Genomic DNA, 12,063 nt, shown 5'->3' with positions numbered 1-12,063 from the left:
GCAAAAACACAACATTAAGGGGCATGAGAAAGGTTGTTTGTGGCAAAAGCCTAAAAGAATGGAAGATGGTTCACGGAATTGGCGTTTGGTGCGGAAGTTATCGCCGGGTGGCGGCAACGCCTGACCCGGCCTGGATAACCCGCAGGCCCGCGCAAGCGAAGCGCCGCCGGGCAGGATGTTATTTAAGCAGTGTGGCCCAGTTCTCAACCCACGGGTTTGATTCGCTTTCGGGTTCCGGGTGTTCACCGGCGTCAATCAGCAGCATGTCGCCCACGCGCTGGGCGCTCTGTTCCTGCAGGAGTGCGTCGAACTGCTTGCCGCCGCCGCAGAAATTGGCGTAAGAGCTGTCGCCCAGGGCGATGATGCCGTAGTGAACGTCCGGCTGGTAGCCAATATCTTTAATGCCCTGGAAAAGCGGCACGATGCTGTCCGGCAGATCGCCCTGCCCGGTGGTGGAGGTGACCACCAGAATGTATTTATCTTTATACTTTTCCCAGTCTGCTAGTTCCGGGTCTTCATAAACCGTGGCTTTATGACCCTGGCTTGTGAGTATCGCTTCCGCCTCTTCCGCAACCAGCAGCGAGTTGCCGTACATTGTGCCGACAAAAATGCCTACTTCAGCCATGATATGTTCCCTAAATTATTGCGCTTGCCGTTCATCCTGAACGTTGCCCGGTACAAACTCAACCCTTTCATTTTTGGGGAGTTGCCCCAGCCAAACTGTGACAGCGCCTGCATCCAGACATCATCCAGCCCCGCATGGATCGTCAGAGGTTTGCCGGTAAACGGATGCGTCAGGCTCAGTTCGCTTGCGTGCAGCATCAGACGATCGCAACCAAAATGTTCAGCCGCACTGCGGTTCTGGCGCAGATCGCCATGCTTGCTGTCACCGATAATCGGATGTCGCAAATGCTTCAGGTGTCGGCGGAGCTGGTGTTTACGCCCGGTTTTGGGCAAAAGCTCAACCAGGCTGTAGCGAGTGGTGGGAAATTTGCTGGTTGCCACCGGCATTTCAGTCGTCGCCATACCGCGATACTCGGTTACCGCAGGTTGCGGACCTTTGTCATCACGGGCAAATTTATCGGCGATTTTGTCCAGCTCTTCCACCAGAGGATAGTCAAGCGTCGCGGCTTCTGTCAGCCAGCCACGCACGATCGCGTGGTAGCGTTTCTGGATCTGATGCTGCTCAAACTGCTGCGCCAGCAGACGACCCGCTTCGCTGGACAGTCCCATTAGCAATACACCGGAGGTGGGTCTGTCCAGGCGATGGGCGGTAAACACATGCTGACCAATCTGGTCGCGCACGGTCTGCATCACAACCACCTTCTCGTCACGATCCAGCCAGCTGCGGTGCACCAGCCATCCCGACGGTTTGTTCACTGCCACCAGCCACTCATCCTGATAGAGGATCTCAAGCGTCATGCGTCATCACCAGCAAACAGCGCATCCAGCTTTTCCAGCTCAGCCAGCATGACAGCACGCGCCGGGTGGGTGGCCTCCAGCGCCATTTCATAGTAAGGCGAGACCGCAAACGCCTGCGGCAGCGGATGACCACCCTCCAGCAGCGCATGCATACGGGGAATTAACACCCACTGGAGCCACTCAAACGGTGCCAGCGTATCCAGGCAGAACGGCTGGGTACTTGCGAACGCCTCTGGCTGCGGCGCGGTCTCCTGCCACAGCTGATGTTGGCGCAAAAGAGCTTCAATGGCGTGCAACCGGGCACGAACGCTATCGTGTTGCGTCATAGTAACCTCAACTGAAAAAATGAACGGCGCGCAGCATAGCATTGCAGGCAGCAGAAATAAAAAAAGGGAGCACTGTAAAAACAGTGCTCCCGGTTCGTTTCGCAGCATTCCAGCTACAATTTATGCTCCCTGCTCTTCCGTGACAACTTTTCCTGAAGCCCGAAGGCCTGTTCATCCGTAAACTGTTTGCATCCTGCACACATCGTCCTGATGTGTCTGTTTCATCCTGAAACGTCCTGGCCATCCTGACCCACCGATCATCCTGAGCGGCTCTCGTTCTCCTTCCTGGAGGTGTCCCTTACGCGTCCTGCGTGATCCTTTGCTTCATCCTGAAGCCTTCCTGCAGCGCCATCCTGACGTGTCCTGTGTGAGAAGCGCCATCATCCTGATGTTCGTTTCTCGTGTCGGCGTCCTGTTGACAGAGATAGAATCCGCTATTCCGCTTCGTCTTACAACCAACCCTGTAAGCGTTGTCAGCCTCTGAAAAGCGGGTTTGCTGCGTCAGAATTTTATTAATTCCTTGATAATTATCATAATATTTTTCTTAATTACGTAAGGTAATACTGATCGTTGCGGCGATCTCTCACAAACCGTGTAAGAGATCTCTCACACGCGCTGTAGCATGATGGATTACAGAAGCGGCTCAAGTCGGGTAAGGAAATCCGCAAGTGAGGGGGCGAGGGTCTCGCGATTGCGGGTGCCGATTGTCTCTTTGATCACTTCACCAGACAGGTTGCAGACGGAAATAACATCCAGTTCACTGTCCAGCGTGGCAATAAAGAGTGTCGGAGAAAGCTTAAGGCGTTTTTGCGTGACCAGATGACCAATCAGGTTTTCCTGAACACGCTGCAGATCGTCTTCGCTCCAGGTCTGCAACAGCGTCAGCGTTACCTCACCAAAGCGGGCAGGCATATCCCCTGCAAACTGCGTGGTGTAGAACGCGTGAACCGCTGGTTGTACCACAATGTCCATTGCCCGTTCAACCGCATTTACATTCTCCTCGACAGACCAGGGCTGCGGCTGCCAGATAACGTAGTCGTCCACCGAAGAGATAATGCAGGGCGAAGGCACACCATAGAGATCAGCACTTTGCGGCCAGGTGCCCCGGGTGTCATGCCATGCGTCGCAGTAACGGGTCGTGAAGGTCTTAAGGGCATTTGCAGTTTCGATATCCACCGATTTCTCTCTTCTGGTAAGACAGGATAAACTCAGCCCTAAGTGTACCTGTAAAGTGACTATGAAACATGTCTTACGAAAATCATCAGGCGTTAAGTGGCTTAACGCTGGGTAAATCGACCGATTACCGCGACACCTACGATGCCAGCCTGCTGCAGGGCGTTCCGCGCAGCCTTAACCGCGATCCTTTAGGGCTGCGTGCAGACGCGCTGCCGTTTGTCGGCGGTGATATCTGGACGCTGTATGAGCTCTCCTGGCTGAATGCTCGCGGTCTGCCGCAGGTGGCGGTAGGCCAGGTTGAGCTGGATCATGCCAGCCTTAACCTGGTGGAATCCAAAAGCTTCAAGCTGTATCTCAACAGTTTTAATCAGACCAAATTCACCAGCCTGGAAGAGGTTCAGCACACGCTGGAGCGTGATTTACGCGCCTGCGCCCAGGGCAACGTGACCGTTGCGCTGTATCGCCTGAATGAACTGGAAGGGCAACCTGTCGCCCATTTTAACGGCACCTGCATCGACGATCAGGATATCGAGGTGGATAACTACGAGTTCAGCGCCGGGTACCTGGAAAATGCGGCAAGCGGGAAGATCGTGGAAGAGACGCTCGTCAGCCATCTGCTGAAGTCCAACTGCCTGATCACCCACCAGCCGGACTGGGGTTCTGTGCAAATCCAGTATCGCGGCCCCAAAATTGACCGGGAAAAGCTGCTGCGCTATCTGGTGTCGTTCCGCCATCACAACGAATTCCACGAGCAGTGCGTGGAGCGCATCTTCAGCGATATTCAGCGCTTGTGCCAGCCAGAAACGCTGAGCGTGTACGCGCGCTACACCCGTCGTGGCGGGCTGGACATTAACCCGTGGCGCACCAATACCGATTTTGTACCTGCAACGGGCCGACTGGTGCGTCAGTAATATAAATATTTTCACAATATGCGCGGGTAATGCAGCGCTTTAGGTTGTGAAACGTCACGCGGCAGGGCTATTGTAATCAGCAGGGAATGACGATAATCGTCCCATAAGGAGCTCACTTGATTACACATATTAGCCCGCTTGGCTCAATGGATATGTTGTCGCAGCTGGAAGTGGACATGCTTAAACGCACGGCCAGCAGCGATCTTTATCAACTGTTTCGTAACTGTTCACTTGCCGTACTGAACTCCGGAAGCCTGACAGACAACAGTAAAGAACTGTTATCCCGCTTCGAAAGCTTTGATATCAACGTGCTGCGCCGCGAGCGCGGCGTAAAACTTGAAGTGATCAACCCGCCGGAAGAGGCCTTCGTCGACGGGCGGATTATTCGTTCCCTGCAGGCCAACCTGTTTGCCGTGCTGCGTGACATCCTGTTTGTTAACGGGCAGATCCACAACGCGGGCCGCTTCCAGCATCTTGACCTGGAAAGCTCGGTTCATATCACCAACCTGGTGTTTTCTATTCTGCGTAACGCCCGTGCCCTGCACGTTGGCGAAGCACCGAATATGGTCGTCTGCTGGGGCGGTCACTCCATTAACGAAACCGAATATTTGTACGCCCGTCGGGTGGGTACCCAGCTCGGCCTGCGTGAGCTGAATATCTGCACCGGCTGTGGCCCAGGCGCGATGGAAGCGCCAATGAAAGGTGCCGCCGTGGGTCATGCCCAGCAGCGTTATAAAGAGGGGCGCTTTATCGGCATGACCGAGCCGTCGATCATCGCCGCTGAGCCACCTAACCCGCTGGTCAACGAGCTGATTATCATGCCGGATATCGAAAAGCGCCTGGAAGCGTTTGTCCGTATCGCTCACGGCATCATCATCTTCCCGGGCGGCGTGGGTACGGCAGAGGAGCTGCTCTATCTGCTGGGGATCCTGATGAACCCGGCCAACAAAGATCAGGTTCTGCCGCTGATCCTGACCGGGCCGAAAGAGAGTGCCGACTACTTCCGCGTGCTGGACGAGTTTATCGTGCATACGCTGGGTGAAGCCGCGCGTCGTCACTATCGCATTATCATTGACGATGCAGCAGAAGTGGCGCGTCAGATGAAAAAAGCGATGCCGCTGGTGAAAGAGAACCGTCGTGATACCGGTGATGCCTACAGCTTTAACTGGTCAATCCGTATTGCGCCGGATCTGCAGATCCCGTTCGAGCCTTCGCATGAGAATATGGCGAACCTGAAACTCTATCCTGACCAGCCGGTAGAAGTGCTGGCCGCCGACCTGCGACGCGCCTTCTCGGGCATTGTGGCGGGTAACGTGAAAGAGGTGGGGATCCGCGCCATCGAGCAGTTTGGCCCGTATAAGATCCACGGTGACCCGGAGATGATGCGCCGCATGGACGACATGCTGCAAGGCTTTGTCGCCCAACACCGTATGAAGCTGCCGGGCTCGGCGTATATTCCTTGCTACGAAATCTGCACATAAGGCGTTAATCGTTCTTCTGAGGGCCGGGGCGCGTTCTGTCGTTACCCGGCCTTTTTTTCGCATCAATTCATAGTTATCGCTTATAGAATTTATAAACTGCACGCCAACGCAAACGATTACCTGGATTTTAAAACCATAAATTATCAGCTTTAAAGCAAATTACTCATCAGAAAATCCTAAAACCCACCATCTTTACAGCGCAAGACACCTATCTTCGGGGCCGCTCTTTCCGGACATATGTTGTTAATGGTAGCCTTCGCGCCCGTAAATTCTCTTTGATGTTTTTTTAACAGAGAAATGGTCTAAATATACCCACATCATGAGTGGATTATTGCATTTGGGATCGCGATCACTGATACATTCATAAGTAGAATGTATCTTTCCGCCCGCCAATAGTTACGGGTGAAAATTATTAAAAAACCGTCACTGAACGAATTTCATATTACCGTCAGGCATTTTTTCATCGGATTTGACTACAAACCTGACAATTTGCTTCCTCCAGGAGATACAGATGGAAACCACTCAAACCAGCACCGTTGCTTCGATTGAATCCCGAAGTGGTTGGCGCAAAACGGATACCATGTGGATGCTTGGCCTTTACGGCACAGCAATCGGCGCTGGTGTACTGTTCCTTCCTATCAACGCAGGCGTCGGCGGTCTGATCCCGCTGATCATTATGGCCATCATCGCGTTCCCGATGACCTTCTTCGCACACCGCGGTCTGACCCGCTTCGTGCTGTCCGGTAAAAACCCGGGCGAAGACATCACTGAAGTGGTTGAAGAGCATTTCGGCGTTGGCGCAGGGAAACTGATTACCCTGCTCTACTTCTTCGCCATTTACCCGATTCTGCTGGTTTACAGCGTGGCGATCACCAACACCGTTGAAAGCTTCATGACGCACCAGCTGCAGATGACGCCGCCACCGCGTGCCATTCTGTCCCTGATCCTGATCGTCGGTATGATGACCATCGTGCGCTTCGGCGAGCAGATGATCGTTAAAGCGATGAGCGTTCTGGTGTTCCCGTTTGTTGCCGCACTGATGGTGCTGGCCTGCTACCTGATCCCACAGTGGAACGGTGCGGCGCTGGAAACCCTCTCCCTGAGCAGCGCATCTGCAACCGGTAACGGCCTGATGATGACCCTGTGGCTGGCGATTCCGGTAATGGTCTTCTCCTTTAACCACTCCCCGATCATCTCTTCCTTCGCCGTGGCGAAGCGTGAAGAGTACGGCGCAGGCGCAGAGAAGAAGTGCTCCAGCATCCTGGCACGTGCACACATCATGATGGTGCTGACCGTAATGTTCTTCGTCTTCAGCTGCGTACTGAGCCTCTCCCCGGCGGACCTGGCAGCAGCGAAAGAGCAGAACATCTCCATTCTGTCTTACCTGGCGAACCACTTTAACGCACCGATTATTGCGTGGATGGCACCGATCATCGCCATTATCGCCATCACCAAATCCTTCCTCGGCCACTACCTGGGCGCACGTGAAGGTTTTAACGGTATGGTGATCAAATCTCTGCGCGGTAAAGGCAAGAGCATTGAAATCAGCAAGCTGAACAAAATCACTGCACTGTTCATGCTGCTTACCACCTGGGCCGTTGCTACGCTGAACCCAAGCATCCTGGGCATGATTGAAACCCTGGGCGGTCCGGTTATCGCGATGATTCTGTTCCTGATGCCGATGTACGCAATTCAGAAAGTCCCTGCTATGCGTAAGTACAGCGGTCATGTGAGCAACATCTTTGTGGTCATCATGGGGCTTATCGCTATCTCTGCGATCTTCTACTCCCTGTACACCATGTTCTGATTATCACCCGCGCCGTCCCCGGACGGCGCACTCCTTCCTCTCTGACTGAAAGCAATGGACGCATCATGATTAGCGTATTCGATATCTTCAAAATCGGTATTGGTCCTTCCAGCTCTCACACTGTCGGACCAATGAAAGCCGGTAAGCAGTTCACGGATGACTTGATTGCACGCGGCATCTTGCACGACATCACCCGCGTGGTTGTCGATGTGTACGGCTCGCTTTCCCTGACCGGGAAAGGCCACCATACCGATATCGCCATTATCATGGGCCTGGCGGGAAACCTGCCGGATACCGTTGATATTGATGCGATCCCTGGCTTTATCCAGGACGTAAACACCCACGGTCGCCTGCTGCTGGCAAACGGCGAACACGAAGTGGAATTCCCGGTTGACCATTGCATGAATTTCCATGCGGACAACCTGTCGCTGCACGAAAACGGCATGCGCATTACCGCGCTGGCCGGCGACACTGCGGTTTACAGCCAGACCTATTACTCTATCGGCGGCGGGTTTATCGTCGACGAAGACCACTTTGGTCAAACCAGCACCTCATCTGTTGACGTGCCGTATCCGTACAAAACTGCGGCCGATCTCCAGCGTCACTGTCAGGAGACGGGGCTTTCCCTCTCCGGTCTGATGATGAAAAACGAGCTGGCCCTGCACAGCAAAGCGGAGCTGGAACAGCACTTTGCTAACGTCTGGGAGGTGATGCGCGGCGGGATTGAACGCGGGATCACCACCGAAGGCGTTCTGCCCGGTAAGCTTCGCGTACCGCGTCGTGCGGCCGCGCTGCGCCGTATGCTGGTGAGCACCGATAAAACGACCACCGACCCAATGGCCGTCGTAGACTGGATCAACATGTTCGCCCTGGCGGTGAACGAAGAGAACGCCGCAGGGGGGCGCGTGGTCACGGCGCCAACCAACGGCGCCTGCGGTATCGTTCCGGCCGTACTGGCGTACTACGACAAGTTTATCCGTGAAGTGAATGCCAACTCGCTGGCGCGCTACCTGCTGGTCGCCAGTGCGATTGGTTCTCTGTATAAGATGAACGCCTCCATTTCCGGCGCGGAAGTGGGCTGTCAGGGTGAAGTGGGCGTGGCCTGTTCCATGGCCGCTGCGGGTCTGGCAGAGCTGTTAGGCGCAAGCCCGGCGCAGGTTTGCATCGCCGCCGAAATCGGCATGGAGCATAACCTGGGGCTGACCTGTGACCCGGTTGCCGGACAGGTTCAGGTGCCGTGTATCGAACGTAACGCGATCGCCTCCGTGAAGGCAGTGAACGCCGCACGAATGGCGCTGCGCCGCACCAGCGAGCCACGCGTCTGCCTCGATAAGGTTATCGAAACCATGTACGAAACCGGTAAAGATATGAACGCCAAATACCGTGAAACCTCTCGCGGTGGTCTGGCAATGAAGATCGTGACCTGCGATTAAGCCTCTCAGGAAGCCTCGTTTTGCGAGGCTTCTTCCTGTTTTCCCCGCCGCGCATAGTTTCATACCGCTGACAGTGTTACCCTTCCTTCATGAGACAGAAGGGAGATTATCTGTGGCTGTTCATTTGCTTATCGTCGACGCGCTCAACCTGATTCGCCGGATCCATGCAGTGCAAGGCACGCCCTGTAAGGACACCTGTTTGCACGCGCTGGAGCAACTTATTCGCCACAGCGAACCGACGCATGTCGTGGCCGTATTTGATGACGAGGCGCGTAATTCCGGCTGGCGACATCAGCGTTTGCCAGACTATAAAGCCGGACGCGCCCCCATGCCGGACGATTTGCATTCAGAAATGCCGATGATTCGCTCGGCATTCGAAAAGCGCGGCGTGCCCTGCTGGGGCGCCCAGGGCAATGAAGCGGACGATCTCGCGGCGACGCTTGCGGTCAAAGTGGCCAGCGCCGGGCATCAGGCAACCATTGTGTCGACGGATAAAGGCTACTGCCAGCTGCTCTCACCCACTATCCGCATTCGTGATTACTTCCAGAAACGCTGGCTCGACGCCCCGTTTATTGCCAGTGAATTTGGCGTCTCACCTGAGCAACTTCCTGACTACTGGGGGCTGGCGGGGATCAGCAGCTCTAAAGTGCCGGGCGTTGCCGGTATTGGGCCTAAAAGCGCCGCACAGCTGCTGACGGATTTTCAGAACCTGGAAGGGATCTACGCCCGGCTCGATGAAGTTCCGGAAAAATGGCGTAAGAAGCTGGAGGCCCATAAAGAGATGGCCTTTATCTGCCGGAATGTGGCGACGTTACAGACGGATTTACAGCTGGACGGGAATTTGCAGCAGTTGAGGTTAGAGCGTTAAGCGTCCCCTCTCCCCGTTGGGGAGAGGGTTAGGGTGAGGGGCCTATCGCTCGTCGCGACGCCCGCCCACGGCCGCCCACCAGCGACGAATATGCACCGTCACCTCTTCGCGATCGTGATACAGCTGACGCGCCTGGATCTCCACGTTAATGCCGTGTTCATCCAGTTGCTGCTGAATATAGGCCAGGTTCTGAGAGACCTCCTCATAGCGCTTTTTCATTGGCAGCTTGAGGTTAAAAATAGTCTCACGGCACCAGCCGTTCACCAGCCAGGAGGCCATCAGTGCCGCCACTTTCGCTGGTTTTTCCACCATATCGCATACCATCCAGGAGATGTTATTGCGGGTTGGACGATAGCGGAAACCGTCTTCACGCAGCCACGTGACCTGCCCGGTGTCCATCAGGCTTTGCGCCATCGGGCCGTTATCAACAGACGACACCCACATGTTGCGTTTCACCAACTGATAGGTCCAGCCACCGGGACACGCACCGAGATCGACCGCGTACATGCCGTTGGCCAGACGCTCATCCCACTCATCCGCCGGAATAAAGACGTGAAACGCCTCTTCCAGCTTCAGGGTTGAACGGCTCGGCGCATCAGCCGGGAACTTCAGGCGTGGGATCCCCATAAAGAACGGAGAGTTGTTGTTGGTATAAGAGTAACCGGCGTAGCAGCAGCCCGGGGCAATAAAGAAGATATGCACGACCGGACGTTTTGGCGTTTCGTAGTTTGTCAGCACGCCGGCATCACGCAGCGCCGCGCGCAGCGGTACGGTGAACTTACGGCAGAACTTCATCAGCTCTTTGCTTTCGTTGGTGTCGGCCACTTCAACGCGCAAATCGCCCCCCTTCTCGACCACGCCCTGCAGCATGCCCACAATCGGGGTGATGCGATCTTCTGGCGGGAGATCTTTCAGCAGCTCACCCGCGACGAACATCTGGCGCGCAAAGATCAGTGAACTGAACGGCAGCTCGCGTGCCAGCTTATCCGCATCGTCAGGCTGGTAGCATTCGAACACCACATAGCCCGCATTATCCTTAACGCGCGCAAAACCGAAGACTTCTCGCTTCGCCGCTTTATCCGTAATTTCCGCGGCGCACTCTTTCTCAAACCCCGGGCGACAATATAAAACAACCTTATTCATGAACAACGCCCTTGCGTTTCAGACGGATAGCTCCGATAAACATTAATACCCACCCTGCCAGGAAGCTGACGCCGCCGACAGGTGTAACAAACGCCCACAGGCGCAAATGCGAGAGCGCAAGGCAGTAAAGGCTGCCGCTGAACAGCACCGTACCCAGCGCCAGGAAAACGCTGCTCCAGTAAAACCAGATGCTGATGCGGCGCTGCATCGCTACCGCCAGCCCAAAAATAGCCAGCGTATGGAACGCCTGGTATTCAAGGCCGGTCTGGATCCAGCCCATCTCCACCACACCCAAAGACTTGCTTAAGACATGTGCGCCAAACGCGCCCAGTGCAACAAAAATAAAGCCACTCACCGCGGCAAAAATCAGCATGAATCGGCTGGTCATGTTTCAGTCCTAAAGTAATGCGTGCCCGGCACACAAAAGTTATTGTTCATACCTGAAGCGGAATTTTTCTTGCTCGCTCGCCGCTTTCGCCAGTATCCACTGCCGGAAAGCGGCTATTTTACCCAGTTCTGCCTGACTGTCATGACAAACCAGATAAAACGCATTCTTGCTGACCAGTACATCATTAAAAGGGCAAACCAGACGGCCGGCCTCAATTTCGGACTGCGCCATGACGTTGTTCGCCAACGCAATGCCCTGTCCGTGAATGGCAGCCTGTAGCACCATCGCACTGTGGCTAAAGATGGGGCCCTGCTGCACGTTTATATGATTAAGACCTAATTGACGGGTATAAGTTTGCCAGTCGCGGCGAGAAGCATCGTGTAACAGCGTATGTTGTGCCAGATCGGCGGGCGTTTTTAACGCTTTATCGCCTGTCAAAAGCAGCGGTGAACAGACTGGCAGCAGATATTCTGCGTATAATTTCTCGACACGCAAGCCCGGCCAGTTACCACGCCCATAGAAAATGGCAACGTCCACATCGTCCGCCAGTTTGTCTTCCTGACGATCCACCGCCTGGATCCTGACATCAATTCCCGGATAAGCTGAGTTAAAGCTTGAGAGTCTGGGCACCAGCCACTGAATGGCAAAACTGGGCAATAAACTGACCGTCAGTGCGCCTTTTGCACTCCTGGCCTGCAGCTTGCGCGTGGCTTCCGTGAGCTGGGAAAAAATCTCTTTAATATCCTGAAAATAGCTCTGCCCCTCTTCCGTCAGCAACAGCGAACGGTTGCGTCGGCGAAACAGCTTGAGGCCCAGAAAATCCTCCAGGGACTTGATTTGGTGACTTACTGCGGCCTGTGTCACAAAAAGCTCATCTGCTGCGCGGGTGAAGCTTAGATGACGTGCTGCTGCATCAAAAACACGTAATGCATTTAGGGGTGGCAATCGCTTGGACATGGTTATCTGGCTTAGATGTTAACGAGATTTAACAAACAGGAAACAACGTTTAACCTATTAGTTTTTTTTATCTGAGCCATTATAATTTGTCCGTTGAGGAACTACCAGCAAATACCTATAGTGGCGGCACTTCCTGAGCCGGAACGAGAAG

The 12,063-nt window shown here is 54.6% G+C and carries 11 protein-coding genes and 1 pseudogene; 5 read left to right on the top strand and 7 right to left on the bottom strand.

Translation table 11 applies throughout. The annotated features are described in order from the left end of the window. Positions 1-178 precede the first annotated feature (178 nt). From M8370_RS09060 to syd, 4 genes and pseudogenes are all read right to left on the bottom strand, one after another. The gene (locus tag M8370_RS09060; RefSeq protein ID WP_013098525.1) at positions 179-625 is read right to left on the bottom strand and encodes a flavodoxin; all 447 of its coding nucleotides are present in this window, start codon (positions 623-625) and stop codon (positions 179-181) included. 15 nt (positions 626-640) lie between these two features. Next, positions 641-1,422: pseudogene (truC, locus tag M8370_RS09055) on the bottom strand (tRNA pseudouridine(65) synthase TruC). Further along, positions 1,419-1,748, bottom strand: coding sequence for a YqcC family protein (locus tag M8370_RS09050; protein WP_013098527.1), 330 nt, complete (start codon positions 1,746-1,748; stop codon positions 1,419-1,421). Before M8370_RS09050 ends, truC begins: the two are co-directional and overlap by 4 nt. Before the next feature lie 630 nt (positions 1,749-2,378). Continuing rightward, entirely contained in the window at positions 2,379-2,924 is a 546-nt protein-coding gene (gene syd / locus M8370_RS09045; RefSeq protein WP_013098528.1) for a SecY-interacting protein, read from the bottom strand. 68 nt (positions 2,925-2,992) lie between these two features. Between syd and queF the strand changes: the two genes are divergently transcribed. The 5 genes from queF to xni all read left to right on the top strand — a co-directional run bounded on the left by queF (position 2,993) and on the right by xni (position 9,424). Further along, the gene (queF, locus tag M8370_RS09040; protein WP_040021633.1) at positions 2,993-3,835 is read left to right on the top strand and encodes an NADPH-dependent 7-cyano-7-deazaguanine reductase QueF; all 843 of its coding nucleotides are present in this window, start codon (positions 2,993-2,995) and stop codon (positions 3,833-3,835) included. 116 nt (positions 3,836-3,951) lie between these two features. Then, positions 3,952-5,316: a nucleotide 5'-monophosphate nucleosidase PpnN gene (gene ppnN, locus M8370_RS09035; protein ID WP_013098530.1), complete on the top strand. Its 1,365-nt coding sequence runs from the start codon at positions 3,952-3,954 to the stop codon at positions 5,314-5,316. A 511-nt stretch (positions 5,317-5,827) separates the two neighbouring features. Then, positions 5,828-7,123 (top strand): HAAAP family serine/threonine permease, encoded by a 1,296-nt coding sequence (locus M8370_RS09030; protein ID WP_013098531.1) that lies wholly within the window; start codon positions 5,828-5,830, stop codon positions 7,121-7,123. Between the two features lie 65 nt (positions 7,124-7,188). Next, positions 7,189-8,556 carry an L-serine ammonia-lyase gene (locus M8370_RS09025; RefSeq protein WP_020689323.1) on the top strand — a complete coding sequence of 456 codons (1,368 nt, stop codon included), beginning with the start codon at positions 7,189-7,191 and terminating at the stop codon, positions 8,554-8,556. 112 nt (positions 8,557-8,668) lie between these two features. Beyond that, on the top strand, positions 8,669-9,424 hold the full coding sequence (gene xni / locus M8370_RS09020) for a flap endonuclease Xni (protein WP_094084744.1): 756 nt from the start codon (positions 8,669-8,671) through the stop codon (positions 9,422-9,424). A 42-nt stretch (positions 9,425-9,466) separates the two neighbouring features. On the opposite strand, the gene rlmM is transcribed toward xni, so the two are convergent. Genes rlmM through gcvA form a run of 3 tightly spaced genes read right to left on the bottom strand, consistent with a single transcriptional unit; the run spans position 9,467 to position 11,912 of the window. Next, a complete protein-coding gene (gene rlmM / locus M8370_RS09015) occupies positions 9,467-10,567 on the bottom strand; it encodes a 23S rRNA (cytidine(2498)-2'-O)-methyltransferase RlmM (RefSeq protein ID WP_013098534.1) in 1,101 nt (366 codons plus the stop codon). Then, a complete protein-coding gene (locus M8370_RS09010) occupies positions 10,560-10,955 on the bottom strand; it encodes a DUF423 domain-containing protein (protein WP_003862756.1) in 396 nt (131 codons plus the stop codon). The genes rlmM and M8370_RS09010 overlap by 8 nt, the downstream gene beginning before the upstream one ends. Before the next feature lie 39 nt (positions 10,956-10,994). Next, complete coding sequence (gene gcvA / locus M8370_RS09005; RefSeq protein ID WP_023622031.1) at positions 10,995-11,912, bottom strand: glycine cleavage system transcriptional regulator GcvA; 918 nt, start codon at positions 11,910-11,912, stop codon at positions 10,995-10,997. Positions 11,913-12,063 lie beyond the last annotated feature (151 nt).

Origin of the sequence: Enterobacter cloacae complex sp. OE43NF (assembly GCF_023544405.1) — a bacterium.
In the GTDB taxonomy this organism is placed as follows: domain Bacteria; phylum Pseudomonadota; class Gammaproteobacteria; order Enterobacterales; family Enterobacteriaceae; genus Enterobacter; species Enterobacter cloacae.
The sequence above is the reverse complement of the archived record's forward strand: the minus strand, read 5'-3'. Positions and strand labels throughout refer to the sequence as shown.